This window comes from Pseudomonas chlororaphis subsp. piscium, from assembly GCF_003850345.1.
GTDB lineage: Bacteria > Pseudomonadota > Gammaproteobacteria > Pseudomonadales > Pseudomonadaceae > Aquipseudomonas > Aquipseudomonas piscium.
Genome location: NZ_CP027707.1, coordinates 6964425 through 6988080 on the forward strand (window position 1 = coordinate 6964425; position 23656 = coordinate 6988080).

Here is a 23656-nt window from a genome sequence, read left to right on the forward strand (position 1 = left end):
TTTGTAGTTATACTACATGAATTCGCTTTTTGCCTGCTCAATGCGTAACTGAATCACCTTTGCACCCCACTGTTTCAGCCTCGCGTGCTCTTTGTAGCTGCTGGCGCGGCCTATGCCAGCGGCTACCGGGTCTCGGCCCTCAATAGCGCCGCAAGGCCCTCGGCGTCCACCGGCCGGCTGATCAGGTAGCCCTGCACCTCATCGCATTTCTGCTCCTTGAGAAACGCCAGTTGCCCCGGATGCTCCACCCCTTCGGCCACCACTTTCAGCGACAGCCCGTGGGCCATGGCGATGATCGCCCGAGTGATCGCCGCATCGGCGCCGCCTTCGCTCAGGCCACGGATGAACGCCTGGTCGATCTTCACGTAGTCCACCGGAATCCGCTTGAGGTAACTCAGCGAGGAGTAACCGGTGCCAAAGTCGTCGATGGCCAGCTTCACTCCCAGGTCACGCAGTTGCTGGAAGGTGGAAACGATGTGTTCGACGCTGTCGAGCAGATGGCTTTCGGTCAGCTCCAGCTCAAGGAAGTGCGGCGCCAGCCCGGTTTCTTCCAGCACGCTGCGCACCTGGCTGACCAACTTGCCCTGGCGCAGCTGATGCACCGACAGGTTCACCGACACCCGAATCGCCGGCAGCCCCTGGCGCTGCCACTCGCAGGCTTGCCAGCAGGCCTGGCGCAATACGAATTCGCCGATCGGGCCGATCAGCCCGATCTCCTCCGCCAGGCCGATGAAGTCCCCCGGCGGTACCCGCCCCAGGCCGGGATGGTCCCAGCGCACCAGGGCTTCGGCGGCATTCAGCCGCCCAGTGGCGAGGCACAGTTTCGGCTGGTAGAACACCTTCAGCTGGCGCTCCTCGACCGCCTTGCGCAGCTGGTTCTCCAGCTGCAGGCGCTCCAGGGTGCTGGCTTGCAGGCTGGCGGTGTAGAACTGGAAATTGTTACCGCCCAGGTGCTTGGCGTGTTGCATGGCGATGTTCGCCTGGCTGATCAACGCCGGAATTTCCCGCGCGCTGTCGGGCAGCATGCTGATGCCCATGGAGGCGCTGACCACCAGCTCATGGCCTTCCACGGTGATCGGCAAGCGCAGCTTCGCCGACAAGCGCGTGGCCACCCGAGTCAGGCTCGACAGGCTGCCATAGGCATCGAACAGCACCGCGAACTCATCGCCGGACAAACGGGCAATGGTGTCGGCTTCCGGCAATGCATTGACCAGCCGCCGCGCCATTTTCTGCAACAGCTGGTCGGCGACGTCGTGGCCCAGGCTGTCGTTGAGCAGCTTGAAACGGTCCAGATTGATATGCACCAGGGCCAGGCTGCGGCCGCCCTGACGCATCCGTTGATGGGCTTCGCGCAAGCGTTCGCGGAACAGCGAACGGTTGGCCAGGCCGGTGAGTTCGTCGTGATGGGTCAGGTAGCGCATGCGCTCTTCGGATTCGCGCCGCGCCGACAGATCGGCGAAGAAGCCCACAATATGGCTGATATTTCCCCGCGTATCGCGCACCACATTCAATTGCAGCCACTGCGGGTACAGCTCACCGTTCTTGCGCGCCTCCACCAGTTCGCCTTGCCAACTGCCGTGCTGTTCGAGGGCCTGATGAATCACCGGGTAGTGCCGCCGCGCATCGCGGCTGCACGGCAGGTCGACCACATTGCGCCCGAGCATGTCCTCGATCTGGTAGCCGGTGACCCGGCTGAATGCCTGATTGACCGCCAGCAGCACGTAATCCGGGTCGAGAATCACGATGCCCTCGCTGGCCGCCTCGAACACCATCGCCGCCAGGCGTCGCTGCTCTTCCTGCTGCTTACTGGCGCTGATATCGCGCCGGGTGCCGACCATGCGCAGCACCCGACCACCGGGGCCGCGCTCCACGGCGCGCCCACGGTCCTCGATCCACACCCAGTGGCCATCGCCGTGACGCACGCGGTATTCCACCAGGTAATCCTCGGTACGCCCCTTCAGGTGCTCCACCAGCGCGCGCTTGAGCAGCGGCAGGTCTTCGGGGTGCAGCAGCGGCTTGAGGTGGCTGAGCATCGCCCGCACGAACTCCGGTTCCAGGCCGAACAGCTCCTTGATATGGCTGTGATGGACCTCGTCGGTCTGCAGGTTCCAGTCCCACAGCCCCAGCTGGCTGGCCTTCAGAGCCAGGGCCAGGCGCGCTTCGCTCTTGCTCAGGGCCTGGTTGGCCGCGTCCAGTTCGAGGCTGCGCTGGGCCACCCGGCTTTCCAGGCCGACCTGGGCTTCGCGCAACTCTTCTTCGGCACGGCGGCGCTGCTCGACTTCCCGCAGCAGCTCACTGTTGAGCTGCTCGCTGCGGCTCTGGGCCTGTTGCAGATGCTCGATCAGGGCCTGGTTCTGGAAACGCCGCAGCAAGCCCATCTGGATCAGGCGGTTGACCTGCCAGGCCACCACACTCAGCGACACCAGCAGGATCAAGCCCAGCCAGCCCCAGCCACGCTGCTGCTCGTCGCCGCCCCAGAACAGGTAGCCGATCGCCGGCAACAGGCAGGGCAAGGTAAAGGACAGGAAGGCCGGCAGGCTGACCGCATAGGCCACGCTGGCCGAGAGGATCGCCGCGCCGATCAGGCCGAAGACCCAGGCCTGTTGCAGGAAATTGTCGGTGGGCATCAGGGCGATACCGGCGCAGGCCAGGGTCAGGCCGCTGACGGCGGAGCCGAGCAGGAACATGCGGCGCCAGACCGGTTGCGCCTGGCGGCTGGGAATCGCCGAGTCGAAGGCCGCCACCTGGATCACCCGCAGGGCGACCAGGGCCAGCAACCAGACCATCCACACGCTGACCAGCCAATAACGCTCGGGGCTCCACAGCAGCCAAGCGCAGACCAGGCCGTTGAGCAGCATGAACAGGGTGGGCAACAGGGAGCCCTGATAAAGCAGGCGCGTGCGCTCTACCGCCATCTCCATGGCGTATTGCTTGCGAACAACCCGAGGCTCCACGAAGGGTCCGGACGGGCCAGTGCTGAGTGTCATAGGCAGTGTTCTTATAATGATTGAGCCCGAAACGTCGCCGGAGCATACACAAGCAACCGCCCGGACCAAACAGCCTGGAACCATAAAATCGGCAAATTCGCCCAAGCGCCGATCCCGGTGAAATTCCTCCAGCCAAGCCCGGCCAACGGCTACAGCCCGTGACCGACCGGTCGTCCCCGGCGTTCTTTTATCGGCTAAACCAAAGCTTGGTTTGCCCGGTGTGCGCCAGCCCCCTAGAATGCCCCGATGCGCGATGATCTCTCCCTTCTGCTGAACTCCCTCAACGATGCCCAACGCCAGGCCGTAGCCGCCTCCTTGGGTCGTCAGTTGGTCCTGGCCGGTGCTGGCTCCGGTAAAACCCGAGTGCTGGTGCACCGTATCGCCTGGTTGATCCAGGTCGAGAACGCCTCGCCCCACTCCATCCTGTCGGTGACCTTCACCAACAAGGCCGCTGCCGAGATGCGCCAGCGCATCGAGCAGTTGATGGGTATCAACCCGGCCGGCATGTGGGTCGGCACCTTCCACGGCCTGGCGCACCGACTGCTGCGGGCGCACTGGCAGGAGGCCGGCCTGAGCCAGACCTTCCAGATCCTCGACAGCGACGACCAGCAACGCCTGGTCAAGCGGGTGATCCGCGACCTCGGCCTGGACGAGCAGCGCTGGCCGGCCCGGCAGGCCCAGTGGTTCATCAACGGGCAGAAGGACGAAGGCCTGCGCCCGCAACACATTCAAGCCAGCGGCGACCTGTTCCTGGCCACCATGCGCGGCATCTACGAAGCCTACGAGGCCGCCTGCCAGCGCGCCGGGGTCATCGATTTCTCCGAGCTGCTGCTGCGCGCCCTGGACCTGTGGCGCGACCACCCGGGCCTGCTGGCGCACTACCAGAAGCGTTTCCGCCACGTGCTGGTGGACGAGTTCCAGGACACCAACGCCGTGCAGTACGCCTGGTTGCGCCTGCTGGCCAAGGGCGGCGACAGCCTGATGGTGGTGGGCGACGACGACCAGTCGATCTACGGCTGGCGCGGCGCGAAGATCGAGAACATCCACCAGTACTCCGAAGACTTCCCGGACACCGAAGTGATCCGCCTGGAGCAGAACTACCGCTCCACCGCCGGCATCCTCAAGGCCGCCAACGCCCTGATCGCCAATAACACCGGGCGCCTGGGCAAGGAGCTGTGGACCGACGGCGGCGAAGGCGAAGCGATCAACCTGTACGCCGCCTTCAACGAACACGATGAAGCGCGCTACGTGGTGGAAACCATCGAAAGCGCCCTGAAGACCGGCCTGGCCCGCAGCGACATCGCCATCCTGTATCGCTCCAACGCCCAGTCGCGGGTGCTGGAAGAGGCCTTGCTACGCGAGCGCATTCCGTACCGCATCTACGGCGGCCAGCGCTTCTTCGAGCGCGCCGAAATCAAGAATGCCATGGCCTACCTGCGCCTGCTCGAAGGTCGCGGCAACGACGCGGCCCTGGAGCGGGTGATCAACGTGCCGACCCGCGGCATTGGCGAAAAGACCGTCGAAGCGATTCGCGAACACGCGCGTCACAGCCATGTGTCGATGTGGGAAGCGATGCGCCAGCTGGTGGCCAATAAAGGCGTGACCGGGCGTGCCGCCAGCGCCCTGGGCGCCTTCATGGAACTGATCGAGCACCTTGCGGCGAAAACCGCCGAGATGCCGTTGCACCTGATGACCCAGACCGTTATCGAGCAGTCCGGCTTGATCGCCTACCACGAAGCGGAAAAAGGCGAGAAAGGCCAGGCCCGGGTAGAAAACCTTGAGGAGCTGGTCAGCGCCGCGCGCAACTTCGAGCACACAGAAGAAGACCAGGAACTGACGCCGCTGGCGGCCTTCCTCGGCCACGCTTCGCTGGAAGCCGGCGACACCCAGGCCGACGAGCACGAAGACAGCATCCAACTGATGACCCTGCACAGCGCCAAGGGCCTGGAATTCCCTTACGTGTTCCTGGTGGGCATGGAAGAAGGCCTGTTCCCGCACAAGATGAGCCTGGAAGAACCCGGCCGCCTTGAAGAGGAACGGCGCCTGGCCTACGTCGGCATCACCCGGGCGATGCAGAACCTGGTGATGACCTACGCGGAAACCCGACGCCTGTACGGCAGCGAGACCTACAACAAGGTGTCGCGTTTCGTACGGGAAGTACCGAAGGGGCTGATCCAGGAAGTGCGCCTGTCCAACAGCGTCAGCCGTCCGTTCGGCGGTGGCCAGTCGCAGAGCACCAGCAGCCTGTTCGGCGGCAGCGAGATCCCGGACACCGGCCTCAGCCTCGGCCAGGCCGTACGCCACTCGGTATTCGGCGACGGCGTGATCCTCAACTTCGAAGGCGCCGGCGCCCAGGCCCGGGTCCAGGTGAACTTCAGCGAAGGCAGCAAGTGGCTGATGCTCGGCTACGCCAAGCTCGAAGTCATCTGAAGCCTGTAGGCAGGAGCGCCGGCCGGGCGCTTCTGCAATGACTGACTCAGGCATAAGGAGCAACGCACATGGGCTCGGGCTTCTTTTCCTCCTGGACATTCTGGGCCCTGCTTTCGGCGGCGTTCGCCGCCCTGACCGCGATCTTCGCCAAGATCGGCATCGAAAACCTCAACTCCGACTTCGCCACCCTGCTGCGTACGGTGGTGGTGCTGTGCAGCCTGGTCTTGATTTTGTACGCCACGGGCCAATATCAGTCCCTGGGCTCGATCTCGGCCAAAAGCTATCTGTTCCTGGTGCTGTCCGGGCTGGCCACCGGAGCGTCGTGGATCTGCTACTTCCGCGCGCTGAAAGTCGGGCCAGCCTCGCTGGTGGCGCCAGTGGACAAGCTCAGCGTGGTATTCGTCGCGGTACTGGGCGTGCTGCTCCTGGGCGAGAAGCTCGACCTGCGGCAATGGGGCGGAATCGGCCTGATCTGCGCTGGCGTGGTGTTGCTGGCGCTGAAGCGTTGAGACCCTGACCTTGCATCCGCCCAACGAACGAACCCGTACAGGGCTCGCTGCCTCGACCGAAGCTGAACCGCGGCTGTCAGGCAAAAGCCCGAAACACTCTGCCGCTAGCCAGTGACACTTCACCTGTGCAACATGGCGCGCGTGCCATCCACAAATGGGAATTCCCTTTATGAAACGTTTTCTTAGCATCGCCATGGCGTTGTGCATCGGCCTGACGATGAGCCTCGACGCCAATGCCAAGCGCTTTGGTGGCGGCAAAAGCGCCGGCGCTGCGCCGACCCACCAGACCAGCCAAATGGCTCCGTCCTCTTCCGGTATGGGCCCTGCTGCCGCAACCGCAGGGGCTGCTGGTGCCGCGGGCGCTGCCGCCAAAGCCGGCGGTGCTTCGCGCTGGCTCGGCCCATTGGCCGGTATCGCCGCAGGCGGTCTGCTGGCCTCCATGTTCATGGGCGGCGGCTTCCAGGGCATGCAGATCTTCGACATCCTGATCATGGCGGTCATCGCCTTCCTGGTCTTCCGCTTTATCGCCGCCCGTCGTCGCAAGCAGCAGGAGCAGTACGCTCCAGCCGGCCACGCGCCGATGCAGCGTGAAGCCTTCGAGCCAAAACCGGCCTCCGGTTCGATCTTCGGTGGTTCGGCCGCACCTGCCGCCGCGGCCCGTCCGGTGATCAACGCGCCGGCCTGGTTCGACGAACAGCGTTTCGTCGAAGCCGCGCGCAACCACTTCCAGTCCCTGCAGCAACATTGGGACGCCAACGAAATGGACAAGATCGCCGAGTTCGTGACCCCGCAGATGCTGCAATTCCTGAAACAGGAACGTGCCGATCTGGGCGACGGCTTCCAGTCGACCTACATCGACAACCTCAATGTGCAGCTGGAAGGCGTCGACGACCGCGCCGACAAGACCATCGCTACCCTGACCTTCAGCGGCGTGTCGAAGTCCTCGCGTTTCGACCAGGGTGAAGTGTTCAGCGAAAGCTGGAACATGGAGCGCGCCCAGGGCGAAAACCAGCCTTGGCTGGTTGCAGGTATCCGCCAGAACGGCTGATTCTCTCCAGTGTCATATCGCTAATCGCAAAACCCCGGCTCAGGTCGGGGTTTTGCATTTCACGATTGCACTTATAGCGAGCTACTGTATAAACCGCCGTCTATTTAAACCGCGCCATAGAGCTAAGAGGACCCAGGCCGTGGAAGAAGTCATCGAGCAACTCCGTGAAGCAAACGAACCGGTACCCGTTCCCCTGGAACTGCCGGATGAAGACCTGCTGGTGGAAATCGAAGAACAGCTGTTCATCAATATCCCGTTCGTCTTCAAAGAGTTCCTGTTGACCGTGAGCGATGTCGTCTACGGCAGCCTGGAGCCGGTCACCGTGACCGACCCGCAATCCCACACCTACCTGCCGGAAGTGGCCGCCACCGCCTGGGACATGGGCGTACCGCGCGAGCTGATCCCGATCTGCCAGGACGGTGACGACTACTACTGCGTCGAGGAAGACGGCACCGTGGTGTTGTGGTCCGGCGAAGAAGAGCTGATCACCGAAGAGTCCTGGGAGTCGGTGTGGCACTGGGCGCGGGACGTCTGGCTGGAAAGCTGAGCGGCCTTGTGCGGTTTCGCCCCGCGGGCGCAGGCGCATGGACCGACTGCCGCCCGTTGCGTGACGTTCACAAGCGGTCACCCCAGCGGGTTGATCGCCGCATTGACGCTACTCGCCAGCAGCCTGCTGGCGGGTTGTCAGTCGCCCATGGCTCAGTTGCAAACCCTGAGTGTGCAGTACAGCCATCAGGTCGAAGTCCTGCCCACTTCACCCTTCCCGCTTGCCAGCAGCCTGCCCCAGCGGTTATCAAAACAACCCCGTCTGCGCGTCTATCTTGAAGGCGACGGCCATGCCTGGGCGACAGCCCGCCAACCCAGCCTCGACCCCAGCCCGCAGCACCTGCTGATGGCGCAACTGGCATTGAGCGATCCCCGCCCCAGCGTCTATCTGGCCCGCCCCTGCCAGTTCGTCAGCGCGGCCGACTGTACAGCGGCCATCTGGACCGACCAGCGCTTTTCCGCAGCGGTACTGCGCAGCCTCGACCAGGCCCTCGACCACCTCAAGCAGCGTTATGGCAATCAGGATTTCGAGTTGATCGGCTATTCCGGTGGTGCGGCCCTGGCCCTGTTGCTGGCCGCGCGGCGAGACGACATCGCCCAGGTGCAAACCCTGGCCGGCAATCTGAGCCCTCGGTTATGGGTCAATGCGCTGGGGCTGAGCCCGTTGCATGGCTCCCTCGAGCCGCTGGACCAGGCACCCAAGCTGGCCCTGGTAGCGCAACGGCATCTGCTCGGCCAGGCCGACCGCAGCGTGCCTGCCAGCCTCTACCCCGCCTATCGACAGGCGCTGGGGGCGAAAGCCTTCTGCGTGCAATCCGTCAGCCTGCCCGGGGTCACCCACGACCAGGGCTGGGTCGACGCCTGGCAACACTGGCGCGACCAGCCGCTGAGTTGTGTACCGTCCAACGATTAGTGCCCGTTGTCTTGCTTGTGATTATCCAGGGTATCCAGCAGGGCCACCTGCATGCGGGTGTGCACGCGGATGAACCAGCGCCACAGCAACGCGGCCACCGCTGCCGTCACCACCGCGATCAGCACCAGCAGCTCGGTGGTCGGCAGGATGCTCGAAGACAGCGCCGCCAATAGCAGGAAGATCACCAGCAACGACAGCACCGGAATCACCTCGGCGATCACCCGGCGTACACGCTGGGTGTGACGCCCGGCCATTTCCGGCTTCACGCCCATCTCCGCCAGCAGCATCGACAGGGCCTTGAGCTTGCGATAGGCGGCGATCAGGAACGGCAGCGACAGCAGCAGCGCCCCGCCCCAGATCAACGCCTTCTGCCAGCTCGGGTCGCTGATCCAGTCCTGCAGGTATTCGCCGATGCGCGCGGCGAAATAACCGCCGGAAAAGAAGATCGCCACCACCAGCGCCAGGTTGACCCCGACCTGCAACAGGATCCGCCGGATCATCGACGCCAGCAGTGCCCCCTCGCCATGGGGCTGGATGCTGCGCAGCCATTCGCCGTACATGCCCAGCACCCGGCTCAGGCGGGTTGGCAGCACGGCGGCGAGCTTCAGCGACAGCGGGTCGGCGGCGCGGATCAGGTAAGGCGTGAGCAAGGTGGTAATGGCCGACACGGCGACCGCCACCGGGTAGAGAAAGTCGCTGGTGACCTGCAGGGTCATGCCCAGCGCCGCGATGATGAAGGAGAACTCGCCGATCTGCGACAGGCCCATGCCGACCCGCAGCGAGGTGCGGCCATCGTTGCCGGCGATAAAGGCGCCCAGGCCGCAGGACAGCATCTTGCCCAGCACCACCGCGACGGTGATCACCGCGATCGGCCAGGCGTATTGCAGGAGGATCTGCGGGTCGATCATCAGGCCGATGGCGACGAAGAAGATGGCGCTGAACATGTCGCGAACCGGTTCGATCAGGCGCTCGATCTTCAGCAATTGCCGCGACTCGGCCATGATCGCGCCGATCAGGAAGGCGCCGAGCACCATGCTGTACTCCAGCTTGACCACCAGCAGGCAGAAACCGAAACACAGCCCCAGCACGGTGATCAGCAGCATCTCGTTGCTTTCGAACTTGGCCACGTAGGCCAGCAGCCGTGGCACCAGCAGGATGCCGATGACCAGGGCGACGATCATGAACAGCGAGAGCTTGCCGACGGTGGAGAACACTTCCCCGGAGCTGACAGTGCCGCTGACCGCGATGCTTGAAAGCAAGGCGATGATCCCAATGCCGAGGATGTCTTCGACGATCAGCACGCCGAAAATCAGCTGAGCGAAGCGCTGGTTCTTCATCTTCAGGTCGTTGAGCGCCTTGACGATGATGGTGGTCGAGGAAATCGCCAGGATCGCGCCAAGGAACAGCGAGTCCATGGTGTTCCAGTCGAACCAGCGACCGATCTCGTAGCCGATCCAGATCATCAGCACGATTTCCATGAACGCCGCGATAAAGGCCGTGGCGCCGACCTTGAACAGCTTGCGCAGGCTGAACTCCAGGCCCAGGCAGAACATCAGGAAGATCACCCCCAGCTCGGCCAGGGTCTTGATCGTGCCTTCGTCGTGGATCAGGCCGAATGGCGGAGTGTGCGGGCCGATGATGAAGCCGGCGACGATATAGCCGAGGACCACTGGCTGCTTGAGCCGGTGGAAAAGAATGGTCACCACGCCTGCGACCAGCATGATCACTGCCAGGTCCTGAATAAAGCTGATGGCATGCATGGCGTGGGGCTCCTTGGGGTCGTGTTCTTGCGGACGGCGCGGGTCGTCGTGCGACCTGCCGGCCAGCGGGAAAAGCCCTTGGGACGGGCTTTTGAAGGTTAACATCGCGACTTGTGCCAGAAAGGCGGTGCAATATATGGAAACAGATAGATCGCCGCGTGACGGCGACCGCGGGCGCAGCGTCCCGTTATCGATGGTTTGAAACGCTGACCAAGCACCCGCAGAGGTGCGCCCCGCAACCCTGCCTTAACCCGTGAGTGTGCTATGGAACCCGGAAACGCCCAGCTGTCGATGACGGTATTGATGACCCCTGACATGGCCAACTTCTCAGGCAATGTCCACGGCGGCACCCTGCTCAAGTACCTCGATGAAGTCGCCTACGCCTGCGCCAGCCGTTATGCCGGCCGTTATGTGGTGACCCTGTCGGTGGACCAGGTGATCTTCCGCGAGCCGATCCATGTCGGTGAACTGGTGACCTTTCTGGCCTCGGTCAACTACACCGGCAACACCTCGATGGAGGTCGGTATCAAGGTGGTCACCGAGAACATCCGCGAGCGCTCGGTGCGCCACACCAACAGTTGCTTCTTCACCATGGTGGCCGTGGACGACCAGCGCAAACCCGCCGCCGTGCCGCCCCTGCAGCCAGAAACCAGCGAAGACAAGCGCCGCTTCATGCAGGCCCAGCAACGCCGGCAGATCCGCCAAGAGCTGGAAAAGCGCTATCAGGAAATCAAGGCCGACGCCTGATCGTCCGAGACAGGCTCGCTGCTACGGAGCGAGCCTGTTCGCGATAAGCCCCCGCGCAACCCGTTACAGCTCGATCGGCACCGCCTCGAACCGCACCCGTGGATGGGTGATGCGGTCCTGGGCCCGTACCAGCTGCAGCTCGTAACTGGCGCAAGCCTGGGTTTCCAGCAGCACTTCATGCACCGCCGCGGCAGTGAACTCGAACGCCGCCACCAGGCTGTCGCCCAGCAGCACCCGGGCCAGGAACAGGCCCGAGGTCAGGTCGCCCACGCCCACTGGCTGGCGCGGGAACGCCAGCAGCGGACGACGCAGGTGCCAGCTGCCTTCGGCGGTCACCAGCAACATTTCGAAGCCATCCGGCAGCTTGCCCGGGTAGTCCAGGTGCTTGACCAGTACGGCTTTCGGACCACGAGCCAGCAGCGCCCGGGCCATGGCCAGGCAGTCGAACAGCGACTGCGGCTTGCGTCCGGCGAAGCTGTCCAGCTCCAGCTGGTTGGGGCAGAGGAAGTCCGCCACGGCAGCTGCTTCTTCCAACAGGAAGTCGCTGACCTCCTGCGGCACGTTGCAGCCCTTTTCCGGGTGGCCCATCACCGGGTCGCACAGGTACAGGGCCTTGGGGTTGGTCGCCTTGATCCGCGCCACGCCACCGAGGATCGCCCGCCCCTGCGCCGCGCTGCCCAGGTAGCCGGACAACACCGCATCGCAATTGCCCAGCTCGCCGATGGCGGCAATGCCTTCCACCAGCTCCGGAATCTGATGCGGCGACAGCACTTCGCCGGCCCACTGGCCGTATTGCGTGTGGTTGGAGAACTGCACCGTATTGAGCGGCCAGACATTCACCCCGACCCGCTGCATGGGAAACACCGCGGCGCTGTTGCCGGCATGGCCGAAGACCACATGGGACTGGATCGCGAGCAGATGAGGCGTACGTTTCATTCGGGTCATTCCGTAAAACGATTGAAATTCGAGCCGCGCAGTATGCGACTAAACGCAACCTGTACGACAGACCGAAGACGCAGTTAAGCTGGTGCGACTTCGTTGGAGCGCACCTCATGCTGACCCTTGGAAACATTTTCGTGCTGATGCTGCTAGCGACCGGCGCCGCCTGGCTATGGCACAACCACGGCCTGCGCGAGCGGGCGCTGGAGAGGGTCAAGCAGCATTGCGCGCGGCTCGATATCGAGCTGCTGGACGGCAACGTGGCGTTGAAGCGCATCGGCTTCGTCAGGGACGCCAGTGGCCGCCGGCGCCTGGCCCGGATCTACAACTTCGAATTCACCGTCACCGGCGAAACCCGCCATGCGGGGACCATCACCCAGTTCGGCGCCCACAGTGCGCAGATCGAGCTGGCGCCCTACCCGATTGCAACTCCCGCGCCCCCACCCGTGCCGACACACAGCGCCGAGGTGATCGAGCTGAGCCAATGGCGCGAAGAGCGCAGCAAGTAAGACCTACATCCCATTTTTCTGTAGGAGCGAGGCTTGCCCGCGAAGAACGTCGACGATGACACGGAGTGGTAGATAGACCGCCGCTTCGCGGCTATCGCGAGCAAGCTTCGCTCCTACAGAAGCGTCGGGCCGCGTTGGATTACCGGCAGCACCCGGCCAGGGACTGTTGCAGGACGGCCACGTCCTGCGGCTCGCTGAAAATCAGCTCGATCCGTGAATCGCGGCGCCATTCGCTGGTTTGCCAATGCAGCGTGGCGTTATCCAGGGCATTACCCGACACCCAGCCATCGGCCCCCTGGATCACCAGCTTGGCCCGACGCCAGTCGAGGCTCGCCAGCCATTGCTCGACAAGCCCGACCTCGAACACCCGGCTCGGGTGCCAGCGCCAACCGATGCTCCAACCGCCCTCCTGGGCCTGGCTCAGGCAGATGGGCTGGGCCGGATCGGTCCAGATCGCCGGCAGCTGCGCCAATCCCTTGGGTACTTCGAAGGCCTCTACAGCCGCCCCCGCCTGAACGCTCGCGCCAGGCAAACGATCCAGAGGCAAGGTCCCGCGAGTGGTCCAGAGCACCGGACAGGCCGGCAACTGCTCGAGAATGCCCTGACGCTGCACCGCGTCGAGCCCTTCATCCTTGTTCAGCAGCAACAGGCCAGCACTGGGCAGCGCTTCCTGCTGGGCCCCTGGCAGCGGCTTGCCGGCCGCCAATGCCTGGGCATCGAGTACCAGCACGCAAGGCTGCACGGCCAGGACCTTTTGCCAGGGCGCCTCGCGCAATTGCTGGAGCAGCTGCGCCGGGTGCCCCAGGCCGGAAGGTTCGATAAACAGGCGATCGGGCCGGGCCTTGCGCAACAGGCGCCCCAGGCCCACCTGGAACGGCGCGCCGTTGACGCAGCACAGGCAGCCACCGGCCACCTCGCCAAGGGCGATACCCTCCTCGTCCCGGGTCAGCAGCGCCGCGTCCAGGCCGATCTGGCCGAACTCGTTGATCAACACCGCCCAGCGCTCATGGGCCGGACGCTGCGCCAACAGGTGCTGGATCAGGCTGGTCTTGCCCGCGCCGAGGGGGCCGGCGATGACGTGGGTGGGGATGTTGTGCAGCATGGGTGGGGCGCTCGGAAAGGAGGTGATTGATCCTACGCGCTAACCCGCGGCAACGAAATTCCCGTAGCCGCTGCCACAGGCTCCGATCGGCTACAAAGCTGACGCGTTCTTGAGGACGTCAAAAGGCGCTACGCGCCTTATCGCAGCCTGCGGCAGCGGCTACAAAGTCAGCCGAGCCAGTCCAGGGTGAGGATCAGCCGGCGTTCGCCGGGGCCCGGTTGCGGCGAGCGGTGGATCAGGCCGAAGCCCTCGTTGCCCAGCCATTTCTCGCCCTTGAACAGGGCCACCTCGCCGCTGGCGATCTGCTGGACCAGCGCGGCATCCGTGGGTTCGGCCTCGGCCTGGCCCAGTTGCCGGCGATCCATCGCACCCTCGCGCAGCCATTGGCTGCCGGCGCCGGCATAGGTGGTGATCAGCCGTACCGGCACATGGTCGACATGAAAACGCGGGCACATGGCCTTATCCAGCACCCGCAGGCGTAGGCCGACGCGCTTGGCGCCCAGCAAGCAGGCGAAGGCGCTGACCAGCCAGGCGACATCGGCGATAAAGCCGTCGTATCCCTGCAGATCGCTGAAGCCGGAGGCCAGGCCGCGCAGGTTTGGCTCGGCGTCCTCAGTGTCGAGTTCCAGCGACAGCGACTCGGCCAGCGGTTCGTTCAGCGACAGCAGCAAGGCGCCGAAATCGGCGATATGCGCCGGCAACCGGCGCCGCCACAGGGCCAGGTTGACCTCGTCGTCCAGCACCTCGGCCAGGACGATGGGGGCCGAACCGGAAGACTGGCGGCGTGTCGGCTTTTGCAGGATTGGCCGCAAGACTTCCGCACCCGCAATCGAGCGTCGGCCGCTAGCTCTCACAGGGCTCAGGGACAGGTAGGACATCAGGCTGCAGCCTCTTCATGCCAGGGGCCGAACGGGTCGCGCATCAGGCGCCAGCCCTCCACGCCCAGGGCCATTTCGTCGTCAGTCAGCAGGCAGCCGTCGAGTTCGGCGGTGAGCCGGGCGAAGTCGATGTTCTGGCCGATGAACACCAGCTCCTGGCGGCAATCGCCGGTGGCGGCGGTCCAGTTGTGCATGATCGCCGCGGTGCTTTCCGCGTCCTCTGGCCAGTGCTGCTTGGGCACGAAACGCCACCAGCGCCCGGCGAAACCATGACGCATCAGACCGCCAGCCTGAGACCAGCTGCCGGCCTCCTGGTGCTTGCTGGCGAGCCAGAAAAAGCCCTTGGAACGCAGCAGTTTGCCGTTGCCCCAGGGGCGATTGATGAAGTCGAAAAAGCGCTGCGGATGGAAGGGCCGCCGCGCCCGATAGGCGCTGGAGGCGATGCCGTATTCTTCGGTTTCCGGCACATGCTCGCCGCGCAGTTCCTGCAACCAGCCCGGCGCCTGTGCGGCCCGCTCGAAGTCGAAACGGCCGGTGTTGAGGATCTTCGCCAGCGGCACTTCGCCCATCACCATGGGGATGATTTCCGCCTGGGAATTGAGGCGTTCGAGGATGGCGATCAGCTCCTGGCGCTCGTCGCTGCCGATCAGGTCGATCTTGCTGATCAGGATCACGTCGGCGAACTCGATCTGCTCGATCAGCAGATCAGTGATCGAGCGCTCGTCCTCCTCACCCAGGGTTTCGCCACGGGATGCCAGGCTTTCCGCGGCCTGGTAATCGAGCAGGAAGTTCATGCCGTCGACCACAGTGACCATGGTGTCCAGCCGCGCAATGTCAGCCAGGCTCTGCCCCGCCTCGTCGCGAAAGGTGAAGGTCTCAGCCACCGGCAGCGGCTCGGAGATGCCGGTGGATTCGATCAGCAGGTAGTCGAAACGCCCGTCCCTGGCCAGCTTGCCGACCTCTTCCAGCAGGTCTTCGCGCAGGGTGCAGCAGATGCAGCCGTTGCTCATTTCCACCAGTTTTTCTTCGGCGCGGTTGAGGCTGACATCGCGCTGCACTTCGCTGCCGTCGATGTTGATTTCGCTCATGTCGTTGACGATCACCGCCACCCGCAGGTTGTCGCGGTTGCGCAGGACGTAGTTGAGCAGCGTACTTTTGCCGGCGCCGAGAAAGCCGGACAGCACGGTAACGGGAAGACGGTCGGTCATCAGGTGATCCTCATCGGGGGCTGGGTCAGATCGCCCGTTGGTGGCGTTCGCGCAGCTCTTGGCGTTCTTTGGCTTCGATACACAGGGTGGCGGTGGGCCGCAGCAGCAGGCGCTTGAGGCCAATGGCCTCGCCGGTTTCGCGGCACCAGCCGTACTCGCCACGGGCCAAGCGCTCGAGGGCTTCGTCGATCTTGTCCAGCAGCTTCTTTTCCCGCTCCAGCAGGCGCAGTTGCCACTGCCGCTGCTCTTCGGCGCTGCCGATGTCGGCGGGGTCGCTGTGGGGTTCCTGCTCGCGCAGCACCTCGAACTCACCGTCGATGCGTTCTTGCAGCTCGACGCGCTGGGCCAGCAGCAATTCACGGAAATAGGCCTGTTGGACGTCGTTCATGTAGTCCGCCTCAGGCTGGGCGAGAAGTTGCGCTTCGGTCATGGGGCGTTCAGTCATGGCGGGTCACGGATCAGGCTTTATTTAATGTTATAGTATAACAATACAAATAAGCCAACCCTCTCTTGCCGCCCGCGACGAAGGGCGGGATGCTTGAGCGTCCCTTGCCGAGAAAACCCATGCGCCACGCCCTGAAATACACGCTGCTGAGCCTGTCCCTGCTGGTCGCGAACACTGCCATCGCGCAGGTACCCAGCGCCCTGGCCACCTGCACCCGCAGCGCCAACCTGCTGGCCTGCGTGGACGCCGAAGGCAATGCCTACAGCGTTGCGGCCGCGGGCAGCACCACCTATCTGCGAGGCTTCGAGGTGGCCGGCAAGCGATATTGGGCACAGACCAACAGTCGCTACGGTCAGCTGACCTTCTTTACCGGCCTGGCCTCCGACGGCGAAGCCTGGGTCGGCTACAGCCAGCGCGTCGGCTGGACCACCCGCAACCGTTTTTCCAGCTCCGGCGGCAGCAGCGGCAAGTTCACTTGCAGCCGGATCACTGGCTGCTGAATCGATCCTTGCGTACGCGATAAACGCTTACGCGGTATAGCCGATACACCGCAGCGCCTTCATCGCACGCAAGCTGTGCTCCTACAGAAGCCTGGGCGGCGTCAGACCTGGGCTTTTTTCTGCTCCTGCACCCAGGCCATATAGCTGTTCACCGGCGGGTTCTTCTGGAAGTAGCTCTGCAACCCCGCGAACAGCCCGTCGGCAATCGCCTGCTGGTGCCGCGCGGTCACCAGGCGCTGGCTGTCGCGGCTGTTGGAGATGAAGCCGGTCTCCACCAGGATCGAGGGCACGTCGGGGGACTTGAGCACCGCGAAACCAGCCTGTTCCACGCGCTTCTGATGCAGGGTGGTGATGCCCGCCAGGCTGCCCAATACGGTGCTGCCTAACTGCAGGCTGGCGGCGATGGTCGCGTTCATCGACATGTCGAGAATCACCCCGGCGAGCATCGGATCCTTGTCTTTCAGGTTGAGCAGGCTGGTGGCGCCCAGCAAGTCGGCGCCGTTCTCCCGCTGCGCCATGAAGCGTGCGGTGGCCGAGGTGGCGCCGCCTTCCGACAACGCATACACCGAGGCCCCGGACGCCGTCAGGCGAGGCGCCGCATCGGCGTGCACCGAGATAAACATGTCGGCCTTGTGCTTGCGGGCGATCTCCACCCGCTTGCGCAGCGGCACGAAGAAATCGTCATTGCGCACCAGCTTCACATCGAAGCCCTTCTCGCGCTTCAGCCGCTTGGCCAGCAGCTGGGCGATCGCCAGCACCACATCCTTCTCCCGTTCGCCACGGGCGCCGACCGCCCCCGGGTCCTTGCCGCCGTGGCCCGGGTCGACCACAACGATGATGTCGCGCTTGGGATGCGCCCGGCCCGCGAGTGTTTCACGCGGCAAAGCCGGGGCGGTGACCGCCGCGATTTGCTGTGGAACACGGGTGGCGGTGCTCAGGTCGAGCACCAGGCGGTGACCCTGACCGTCCTGGGGCGGCAGCAAAAAACTGTCGAGCCGCAGCGGCTCGGCTAGGTCGAGAACGATCCGCGTATCGCCCTGGCTAAAGTGCCCGGAGCGGATCGAGCGAATAGGTGTGCCGTTCAGGGCCAGTTGGCTGAAATCGCCACTGAGCTGCGCGCCGCTAAGGTCGATGATCAATCGTTCCGGCGCGCTGAGGGAGAAAGTCTTGTACTGCACCGGCCCACTCAGATCGAGCACCAGGCGCAGCTTGTCGGCCGAATTCCATAACCGCAGGTTACGGATCTGGGTGGCGGATACCCCCAAAGGCAGAACCAAGGCCGCGCTGGCCAACAACAGGTTGAGCAACTGACGTCTGTGCATGACTTACACCGCAGATTGAGGAGCATCCGTACTCGATAAGGCTGGATGAAAAAACGTTCAGGAAAAAGGTTTCATCGATCGTATTGTTATAATATAACATGGCAAATTGTTTCCAACGATGGACCTGCTCATGAATGCGCTGACTCTGCCGGATATCGCCGCGCAGGCCGCACGCCAGGCCCTACCCCTTGAGTGGGTGGGCATGTGTGGCATTGCCTTACCTGTGTTGTTTGATGGCCAGCGGATTGGCGCAAAAGCGGATGCCGGCGTCAGCCTCGACGATGGCGAAGCACGCGGCATTCATATGTCGCGCCTGTATCTGGCGCTGGAAATGCTCGAACAGGAAAACCTCACCCCGGCCCTGATGCGTCAGGTACTGCAACGTTTTCTCGACAGCCACGACGGTCTGTCCAGCAGCGCCTACCTGCGAATTCATGCCGATCTGCTGCTGAAACGCCCGGCCTTGATCAGCCCGTTGGCCGGCTGGAAAACCTATCCGGTGAGCATCGAAGCGCGCCTGAAAAACGCAATGTTCCACGTGGAACTAAAAATCGAGGTGCCTTATTCCTCTACATGCCCCTGTTCCGCCGCGCTTTCCAGGCAGCTGATTCAGCAGCAATTCATCGATGATTTTGCTAATCGGCCGCTGCACCACGAAGACATCCTGACCTGGCTCGGCTCCTCGAAAGGCATAGTCGCCACTCCACACAGCCAGCGCAGCACCGCGCAATTGCAGCTGCGCCTGGACGACTTTCTCGATGAGTTGCCACTGATGGCAGCGATCAACGACGCCGAAGCCGCTCTCGGTACCGCGGTACAAACCGCGGTGAAACGCGCCGACGAGCAAGCCTTCGCCCTGGCCAACGGACAGAACCTGATGTTCTGCGAAGACGCCGCGCGCCGCCTGAACCTGGCCTTGCAACGCTCGCCCGGCATTCGCGCCTTCCAACTGCGCGTGGTTCATGCCGAAAGCCTGCACGCCCACGACGCCGTAGCGGAAAGCCGCTGGAACTGGGAGGCCGCATGATCAGCCTGCAATCGCTGCGTTGGGGCGCACCCGGCCAACCGCTGACGCCAGCCCTCGACCTCGAGCTGAAGCCAGGCAGCCTGACCGCCATCATCGGTGCCAACGGTTCGGGTAAAAGCAGCCTGCTGAAGGTCATCGCCGGCCTGCAAAAGCCCTTGGCCGGGAAGATCACATTGCAGGTTCCCCGACGTGGCGGCTTGTCCTTTCTGCCGCAGCAGCAATACCTGGACCGGCAATTCCCCATCACCCTGCAAGAGCTGGTGGCCGCCGGTTTCTGGGGCGATCGGCAAAGCTCGCAACAGCGGGCCGAACGCTTGCAGCAGGTGCTCGAAGACTGGTGCCTGAGCGGGAGCGGCCTGGAACAACGCCCGCTGATGGCCTTGTCCGGCGGCGAACTGCAACGCGCCCTGCTCGCCCGCCTGAGCCTCGCCGATGCCCCGCTGTTGTTGCTGGACGAACCCCACGCCGCCCTCGACGAATTGGGCCAGGCCCTGCTGTGGAAACACATCCACAGCTGGCAGCAGCAAGGCCGCACGCAGATCCTGGTCTGCCATGATCTCGCCGCCGTGCGTCAACATATCCCCCAGACGCTGGTGATCAAAGCCAGCGGTTGCCTGTTCGGCAGCAGCGAGGAACTGATCGTCCAGCCCCTGCGGATGCAGGTGGCCTGATGCTCGTCGCCGCCCAACTCTGGCAACCCTTCCACGAGTTCGTGTTCATGCGCCGGGCGTTGCTCGGCGGCCTGGTGCTGGCGTGCAGCACCGCGCCGCTGGGGGTGTTTCTGATCCTGCGGCGCATGAGCCTGATCGGCGACGCCGTGGCCCACGGCATCCTCCCCGGCGCGGCGCTGGGCTTCTGGTTCGCCGGGCTGAGCCTGCCGGCGCTGACCCTCGGCGGCCTCGGTGCCGGCCTGGGCATGGCCGGCCTGGCCGCCTGGATTACCCGGCGTACTGGCTTGCGCGAGGACGCCAGCCTGGCCGCGATCTATCCGATTTCCCTGGCCAGCGGTGTGCTGATTCTCGGCCTCGCCGGCAAGCGCCTGGACCTGCTGCACCTGCTGTTCGGCTCGGCCCTGGCGGTGGATGGGCCGACCCTCGATGGCATGCTCTGGGTCTCCGGGTTCAGCCTGGTGGCCATGGCGCTGATCTACAAAGCGCTGCTGCTGGACACCCTCGACCCGCTGTTCCTCAACAGCGTCAGCCGCCTCGGCCCTCTCGCCCACGGCCTGTTCCTGACCCTGGTGGTGCTGAACCTGGTGATAGGTTTCCAGGCCATCGGCGCCTTGATGGTGGTCGGCCTGATGATGCTGCCGGCCGCCGCCTCGCGCTTCTGGAGTCGCCGTCTGCCGATGCTGATCGGCATTGCCGCGGTGCTCGGTTGCCTCTCGGTGTGGCTCGGCCTGTTGCTGTCGTTCCACTACTCGCTGCCCAGCGGCCCGGCCATTGTCCTGGTGGCGGGCGGCCTGTACCTGCTGTCCGTGGTGTTCGGTCCGGTGCACGGTCTGCTGCGCCGCCCGCCTTTGCTCACATCCCCATGAGGTGTTCCCCGATGCGCGCCCTACTCGTGCTCTTCAGTCTGTTGCTGCCGTTGTCGCTGTCGACTGCCCAGGCCGCGGACAAACTCGCTGTGGTCACCAGCTTCAGCATCCTCGCCGACATCACCCGACAGGTCGGCGGCGAGCACATCCAGATCACCGACATGGTCGGCCCTGACGCCGACGCCCACACCTACGAACCGACACCGGACGATGCCAAGGCCCTGCTCAAGGCCCGGCTGATCATCAAGAACGGCCTGGGTTTCGAGCCCTGGCTGGATCGCCTGGTGGCCAGTACCGGCACCCAGGCCCCGGTGATCAGCGCCAGTCGCGGAGTGATCCCGCGCTCGCTGGATGAGGACGGCGAGACCATTCCCGACCCGCACGCCTGGCACAACCTGGCGAACGCCGAACTCTATGTGAGCAATATCACCAAGGCGCTGGTGGCCGCCGACCCGGCGAACCAGGCCGACTACCAACGCAACAGCCAGGCCTACCTGAAACGGATCTACGCGCTGCTGGCCGAAGCCAAGGCCAAGTTCGGCGCGCTGCCGCCGGGCAATCGCAAGATCGTCACCTCCCACGACGCCTTCGGTTACCTGGGCCAGGCCTACGGCATCGACTTCATGGCCCCGCAAGGCCTGTCCACCGAACGCGAGCCCTCGGCCGCCGAAGTCGCCGCGCTGATCACCCAGATCCGCAACGCCAAGGTCAAGGCGGTGTTCATGGAGAACATCAAGGACGCGCGCCTGCTCAAGCAGATCGCCGACGAAAGCGGCGCCCATATCGGCGGCACCCTGTACTCCGACGCCCTCGCCGCCCAGGGCCCGGCCAGCACCTTCACCGGGTTGTTCGAATACAACCTGAACACCCTGTACGACGCCCTGAGCACGCCATGACCCCACGTTCCCCCCTGTCGATGCTCGACCTGGAAAGCGCGCCCCAGGGCAGCCGTTGGCCGCTCACCGCTGTGCTCGATGCCCTGCCGTGGAACGCCGACGGCCTGATCGCCGCCATCGCCCAGCAGCACGACACCCGCGAGGTGCTGATGCTGGCCTGGATGAACCGCAAGGCGCTGGCCGAGACCCTGGCCAGCGGGCAGGTCTGCTACTGGTCGCGCTCGCGCCGGCAGCTGTGGCGCAAGGGCGAAAGCTCGGGGCATCGCCAGCGTCTGCTCGAAGCGCGCCTGGACTGCGACGGCGACGCCGTCCTGTTGTTGGTGGATCAACAAGGCCCGGCCTGCCACACCGGGCGCCCCAACTGTTTCTACAACGCCATTCGCGACGGCGCGGTGCAGGTCATAAGCACGCCGCTACAGGAAACCCCAACATGATTCGCAAGAACCCCTCCGGCGATCTGCCGGTCATCGCCGAGTCGGCCTACGTCGACAAGACCGCCATCATCTGCGGCAAGGTGGTGATCGGCGAGAACGTCTTCGTCGGCCCCTACGCAGTGATCCGCGCCGACGAAGTCAACGAGCATGGCGCCATGGACCCGATCATCATCGGTGCTAATTCGAACATCCAGGACGGCGTGGTGATCCACTCCAAATCCGGCGCGGCGGTGACCATCGGCGAGTTCACCTCCATTGCCCACCGCTCCATCGTCCATGGCCCGTGCACGGTCGGCGACCGGGTATTCATCGGCTTCAACAGCGTGCTGTTCAACTGCGCGGTCGGCAACGGCAGCGTGGTGCGGCACAACTCGGTGGTCGATGGCCGCGACCTGCCACAGGGCTTCTACGTGCCCTCCACCACCCGCATCGGGCCCAACACCGACCTCTCGCAGTTCCCGCCGGTCAGCGTCAGCGCCTCGGAGTTTTCCGAGGACGTGGCGCGCACCAACGTCGATCTGGTGCGCGGTTACAAAGCCCTGCAGAACGAGTTCTGAACATGAGCAGCGTGCTGATTCGCAATGCCCGGCTGGTCAATGAAGGACGCGAGTTCGACGCCGACCTGCTGGTGGACCATGGGCGCATCGTAAAGATCGCCAGCAGCATCGAAGGCGAGAACGCCCGCACCGAGATCGATGCCCAGGGCCAGTGGCTGGTGCCCGGGATGATCGACGACCAGGTGCATTTTCGCGATCCCGGCGCGCCGGAGAAAGGCAGCTTCTACAGCGAGTCGCGGGCGGCCGTGGCGGGTGGCATCACCAGTTTCATGGACATGCCCAACACCCAGCCCGCGACCCTGACCCTGGCCGCGCTGGAGGACAAGAAGCGCCGCGCGGCTATCCACTCGGTGGCCAACTACGGCTTTCACTTCGGCGTCAGCCGCGACAACCTCGATACAGTCGCCGCCCTCGACCCCTGCCTGGTGGCCGGGGTCAAGGTGTTCATGGGCGCCTCCACCGGCAACATGCTGGTGGACGATCCGCAGGTCCTGGAGCGGCTGTTCGCCGAGGTGCCGACCATTCTCCTGGCGCACTGCGAACACACCCCCAGCATCCAGGCCAACGAGCGGCGCATGCAGGAGCGTTTCGGCGAAGCGATTCCCGCCGTGGCCCACTCCCTGATCCGCGATGCCGAAGCCTGCTACCGCTCCTCGTCGCTGGCCGTGGATCTGGCCAAGCGGCATGGCACTCGCCTGCATGTCTTGCACCTGACCACCGCCCGTGAGCTTGCGCTGTTCGAAGACAAGCCCCTGGCGCAAAAGCGCATCACCGCCGAGGTCTGCCTTCACCATCTGCTGTTCGACGACCGTGACTACGCGCGCCTCGGGCACCTGATCAAATGCAACCCGGCGATCAAGACCCGTGCCGATCGCGACGCCCTGCGCCAGGCCCTCCTCGGCAATCGCCTGGATGTGATCGGCAGCGATCACGCGCCGCATACCTGGGCGCAGAAACAACTGCCCTACCGCCAGGCACCTGCCGGGCTGCCGCTGGTGCAACACGCCCTGCCCGCCCTGCTGGAACTGGTGGCTGACGGCGTGCTGCCCATCACCACCCTGGTGGCGAAAACCAGCCACCGGGTCGCCGACCTGTTCGCCATTCCCGACCGAGGCTACCTGCGCGAGGGTTACTGGGCCGACCTGGTGCTGATCAGGCCCGAGCCCGAAGGCCTCGCCGTGGCTCAGCAGCCAATCCTTGCCCAATGCGGCTGGACACCCTTCGCCGAACGGCGTTTTCGCCACAGCGTCGCCACCACCCTGGTGTCGGGGCAACTGGCATGGCACGCCGGGCGCCTGTACGACAACTGCCAGGGTTTGCCACTGCGCTTTACCCGCTGACCCCTTTCCCTGAATCCCCCCT

Annotated in this window: 23 protein-coding genes; 15 read left to right on the forward strand and 8 right to left on the reverse strand. The window is 64.4% G+C overall.

Features of this window, described 5'->3' with window-relative positions; translation table 11 throughout:
• Positions 1–122 precede the first annotated feature (122 nt).
• Positions 123–2987, reverse strand: a complete 2865-nt coding sequence (locus C4K38_RS31765; protein WP_053276728.1) for a putative bifunctional diguanylate cyclase/phosphodiesterase — start codon at positions 2985–2987, stop codon at positions 123–125.
• Positions 2988–3233: 246 nt separating this feature from the next.
• Between C4K38_RS31765 and uvrD the strand changes: the two genes are divergently transcribed.
• From uvrD to C4K38_RS31790, 5 genes are all read left to right on the forward strand, one after another.
• Positions 3234–5417 (forward strand): DNA helicase II, encoded by a 2184-nt coding sequence (gene uvrD, locus C4K38_RS31770; protein WP_053276729.1) that lies wholly within the window; start codon positions 3234–3236, stop codon positions 5415–5417.
• A gap of 68 nt (positions 5418–5485) precedes the next feature.
• On the forward strand, positions 5486–5926 hold the full coding sequence (locus tag C4K38_RS31775; RefSeq protein ID WP_053276730.1) for an EamA family transporter: 441 nt from the start codon (positions 5486–5488) through the stop codon (positions 5924–5926).
• Positions 5927–6095: 169 nt separating this feature from the next.
• The gene (locus C4K38_RS31780; protein WP_053276731.1) at positions 6096–6974 is read left to right on the forward strand and encodes a Tim44 domain-containing protein; all 879 of its coding nucleotides are present in this window, start codon (positions 6096–6098) and stop codon (positions 6972–6974) included.
• 139 nt (positions 6975–7113) lie between these two features.
• A complete protein-coding gene (locus C4K38_RS31785) occupies positions 7114–7521 on the forward strand; it encodes an SMI1/KNR4 family protein (protein ID WP_007927598.1) in 408 nt (135 codons plus the stop codon).
• A gap of 147 nt (positions 7522–7668) precedes the next feature.
• Positions 7669–8433 (forward strand): dienelactone hydrolase family protein, encoded by a 765-nt coding sequence (locus C4K38_RS31790; RefSeq protein ID WP_124345349.1) that lies wholly within the window; start codon positions 7669–7671, stop codon positions 8431–8433.
• Here the strand turns inward: C4K38_RS31790 and C4K38_RS31795 are convergent.
• On the reverse strand, positions 8430–10193 hold the full coding sequence (locus tag C4K38_RS31795) for a cation:proton antiporter (RefSeq protein ID WP_053276732.1): 1764 nt from the start codon (positions 10191–10193) through the stop codon (positions 8430–8432). The genes C4K38_RS31790 and C4K38_RS31795 overlap by 4 nt on opposite strands.
• A 264-nt stretch (positions 10194–10457) precedes the next feature.
• Between C4K38_RS31795 and C4K38_RS31800 the strand changes: the two genes are divergently transcribed.
• A complete protein-coding gene (locus tag C4K38_RS31800; RefSeq protein WP_025806946.1) occupies positions 10458–10940 on the forward strand; it encodes an acyl-CoA thioesterase in 483 nt (160 codons plus the stop codon).
• A 63-nt stretch (positions 10941–11003) separates the two neighbouring features.
• Here the strand turns inward: C4K38_RS31800 and pdxY are convergent, their stop codons facing one another.
• Positions 11004–11876, reverse strand: coding sequence for a pyridoxal kinase PdxY (gene pdxY, locus C4K38_RS31805; RefSeq protein WP_053276733.1), 873 nt, complete (start codon positions 11874–11876; stop codon positions 11004–11006).
• A 116-nt stretch (positions 11877–11992) separates the two neighbouring features.
• On the opposite strand from pdxY, the gene C4K38_RS31810 reads away from it, so the two are divergent.
• The gene (locus tag C4K38_RS31810; protein WP_053276734.1) at positions 11993–12388 is read left to right on the forward strand and encodes a DUF3301 domain-containing protein; all 396 of its coding nucleotides are present in this window, start codon (positions 11993–11995) and stop codon (positions 12386–12388) included.
• 139 nt (positions 12389–12527) lie between these two features.
• On the opposite strand, the gene C4K38_RS31815 is transcribed toward C4K38_RS31810, so the two are convergent.
• The 4 genes from C4K38_RS31815 to dksA all read right to left on the reverse strand — a co-directional run bounded on the left by C4K38_RS31815 (position 12528) and on the right by dksA (position 16006).
• The gene (locus C4K38_RS31815; RefSeq protein WP_053276735.1) at positions 12528–13490 is read right to left on the reverse strand and encodes a CobW family GTP-binding protein; all 963 of its coding nucleotides are present in this window, start codon (positions 13488–13490) and stop codon (positions 12528–12530) included.
• A 167-nt stretch (positions 13491–13657) separates the two neighbouring features.
• A complete protein-coding gene (locus C4K38_RS31820; RefSeq protein ID WP_053276736.1) occupies positions 13658–14368 on the reverse strand; it encodes a DUF1826 domain-containing protein in 711 nt (236 codons plus the stop codon).
• Positions 14368–15576, reverse strand: coding sequence for a zinc metallochaperone GTPase ZigA (zigA, locus tag C4K38_RS31825; protein WP_053276737.1), 1209 nt, complete (start codon positions 15574–15576; stop codon positions 14368–14370). The genes C4K38_RS31820 and zigA overlap by 1 nt, the downstream gene beginning before the upstream one ends.
• Positions 15577–15601: 25 nt before the next feature.
• On the reverse strand, positions 15602–16006 hold the full coding sequence (gene dksA, locus C4K38_RS31830; protein ID WP_053276738.1) for an RNA polymerase-binding protein DksA: 405 nt from the start codon (positions 16004–16006) through the stop codon (positions 15602–15604).
• A 134-nt stretch (positions 16007–16140) separates the two neighbouring features.
• Here dksA and C4K38_RS31835 point away from each other — a divergent pair, with 134 nt between their 5' ends.
• Complete coding sequence (locus C4K38_RS31835) at positions 16141–16521, forward strand: hypothetical protein (RefSeq protein ID WP_053276739.1); 381 nt, start codon at positions 16141–16143, stop codon at positions 16519–16521.
• A gap of 101 nt (positions 16522–16622) precedes the next feature.
• Here C4K38_RS31835 and C4K38_RS31840 read toward each other — a convergent pair whose 3' ends face one another.
• Complete coding sequence (locus tag C4K38_RS31840) at positions 16623–17843, reverse strand: N-acetylmuramoyl-L-alanine amidase (protein WP_053276740.1); 1221 nt, start codon at positions 17841–17843, stop codon at positions 16623–16625.
• Positions 17844–17973: 130 nt separating this feature from the next.
• Here C4K38_RS31840 and folE2 point away from each other — a divergent pair, with 130 nt between their 5' ends.
• The 7 genes from folE2 to C4K38_RS31875 are packed head-to-tail and all read left to right on the forward strand — an operon-like array spanning position 17974 to position 23634.
• Positions 17974–18870, forward strand: coding sequence for a GTP cyclohydrolase FolE2 (gene folE2 / locus C4K38_RS31845; protein WP_053276741.1), 897 nt, complete (start codon positions 17974–17976; stop codon positions 18868–18870).
• On the forward strand, positions 18867–19541 hold the full coding sequence (locus C4K38_RS31850) for a metal ABC transporter ATP-binding protein (protein WP_053276742.1): 675 nt from the start codon (positions 18867–18869) through the stop codon (positions 19539–19541). Before folE2 ends, C4K38_RS31850 begins: the two co-directional genes overlap by 4 nt.
• Positions 19541–20407: a metal ABC transporter permease gene (locus C4K38_RS31855; protein ID WP_053276743.1), complete on the forward strand. Its 867-nt coding sequence runs from the start codon at positions 19541–19543 to the stop codon at positions 20405–20407. Before C4K38_RS31850 ends, C4K38_RS31855 begins: the two co-directional genes overlap by 1 nt.
• An 11-nt stretch (positions 20408–20418) precedes the next feature.
• Positions 20419–21303, forward strand: a complete 885-nt coding sequence (locus C4K38_RS31860; RefSeq protein WP_053276744.1) for a metal ABC transporter substrate-binding protein — start codon at positions 20419–20421, stop codon at positions 21301–21303.
• Entirely contained in the window at positions 21300–21737 is a 438-nt protein-coding gene (gene hisI / locus C4K38_RS31865) for a phosphoribosyl-AMP cyclohydrolase (RefSeq protein WP_053276745.1), read from the forward strand. Before C4K38_RS31860 ends, hisI begins: the two co-directional genes overlap by 4 nt.
• Positions 21734–22294, forward strand: coding sequence for a gamma carbonic anhydrase family protein (locus C4K38_RS31870; RefSeq protein ID WP_009051649.1), 561 nt, complete (start codon positions 21734–21736; stop codon positions 22292–22294). The genes hisI and C4K38_RS31870 overlap by 4 nt, the downstream gene beginning before the upstream one ends.
• Before the next feature lie 2 nt (positions 22295–22296).
• The gene (locus C4K38_RS31875; protein ID WP_053276746.1) at positions 22297–23634 is read left to right on the forward strand and encodes a dihydroorotase; all 1338 of its coding nucleotides are present in this window, start codon (positions 22297–22299) and stop codon (positions 23632–23634) included.
• Positions 23635–23656: the final 22 nt, after the last annotated feature.

What these genes read in the sequence shown, in the direction of transcription:
- C4K38_RS31765 (WP_053276728.1), bottom strand. Translation starts at nt 2,987, where the DNA reads ATGACACTCAGCACTGGCCCGTCCGGACCCTTCGTGGAGCCTCGGGTT.
- uvrD (WP_053276729.1), top strand. Translation starts at nt 3,234, where the DNA reads ATGCGCGATGATCTCTCCCTTCTGCTGAACTCCCTCAACGATGCCCAA.
- C4K38_RS31775 (WP_053276730.1), top strand. Translation starts at nt 5,486, where the DNA reads ATGGGCTCGGGCTTCTTTTCCTCCTGGACATTCTGGGCCCTGCTTTCG.
- C4K38_RS31780 (WP_053276731.1), top strand. Translation starts at nt 6,096, where the DNA reads ATGAAACGTTTTCTTAGCATCGCCATGGCGTTGTGCATCGGCCTGACG.
- C4K38_RS31790 (WP_124345349.1), top strand. Translation starts at nt 7,669, where the DNA reads ATGGCTCAGTTGCAAACCCTGAGTGTGCAGTACAGCCATCAGGTCGAA.
- C4K38_RS31795 (WP_053276732.1), bottom strand. Translation starts at nt 10,193, where the DNA reads ATGCATGCCATCAGCTTTATTCAGGACCTGGCAGTGATCATGCTGGTC.
- C4K38_RS31800 (WP_025806946.1), top strand. Translation starts at nt 10,458, where the DNA reads ATGGAACCCGGAAACGCCCAGCTGTCGATGACGGTATTGATGACCCCT.
- pdxY (WP_053276733.1), bottom strand. Translation starts at nt 11,876, where the DNA reads ATGAAACGTACGCCTCATCTGCTCGCGATCCAGTCCCATGTGGTCTTC.
- C4K38_RS31810 (WP_053276734.1), top strand. Translation starts at nt 11,993, where the DNA reads ATGCTGACCCTTGGAAACATTTTCGTGCTGATGCTGCTAGCGACCGGC.
- C4K38_RS31815 (WP_053276735.1), bottom strand. Translation starts at nt 13,490, where the DNA reads ATGCTGCACAACATCCCCACCCACGTCATCGCCGGCCCCCTCGGCGCG.
- C4K38_RS31820 (WP_053276736.1), bottom strand. Translation starts at nt 14,368, where the DNA reads ATGTCCTACCTGTCCCTGAGCCCTGTGAGAGCTAGCGGCCGACGCTCG.
- zigA (WP_053276737.1), bottom strand. Translation starts at nt 15,576, where the DNA reads ATGACCGACCGTCTTCCCGTTACCGTGCTGTCCGGCTTTCTCGGCGCC.
- dksA (WP_053276738.1), bottom strand. Translation starts at nt 16,006, where the DNA reads ATGACCGAAGCGCAACTTCTCGCCCAGCCTGAGGCGGACTACATGAAC.
- C4K38_RS31835 (WP_053276739.1), top strand. Translation starts at nt 16,141, where the DNA reads ATGCGCCACGCCCTGAAATACACGCTGCTGAGCCTGTCCCTGCTGGTC.
- C4K38_RS31840 (WP_053276740.1), bottom strand. Translation starts at nt 17,843, where the DNA reads ATGCACAGACGTCAGTTGCTCAACCTGTTGTTGGCCAGCGCGGCCTTG.
- folE2 (WP_053276741.1), top strand. Translation starts at nt 17,974, where the DNA reads ATGAATGCGCTGACTCTGCCGGATATCGCCGCGCAGGCCGCACGCCAG.
- C4K38_RS31850 (WP_053276742.1), top strand. Translation starts at nt 18,867, where the DNA reads ATGATCAGCCTGCAATCGCTGCGTTGGGGCGCACCCGGCCAACCGCTG.
- C4K38_RS31855 (WP_053276743.1), top strand. Translation starts at nt 19,541, where the DNA reads ATGCTCGTCGCCGCCCAACTCTGGCAACCCTTCCACGAGTTCGTGTTC.
- C4K38_RS31860 (WP_053276744.1), top strand. Translation starts at nt 20,419, where the DNA reads ATGCGCGCCCTACTCGTGCTCTTCAGTCTGTTGCTGCCGTTGTCGCTG.
- hisI (WP_053276745.1), top strand. Translation starts at nt 21,300, where the DNA reads ATGACCCCACGTTCCCCCCTGTCGATGCTCGACCTGGAAAGCGCGCCC.
- C4K38_RS31870 (WP_009051649.1), top strand. Translation starts at nt 21,734, where the DNA reads ATGATTCGCAAGAACCCCTCCGGCGATCTGCCGGTCATCGCCGAGTCG.
- C4K38_RS31875 (WP_053276746.1), top strand. Translation starts at nt 22,297, where the DNA reads ATGAGCAGCGTGCTGATTCGCAATGCCCGGCTGGTCAATGAAGGACGC.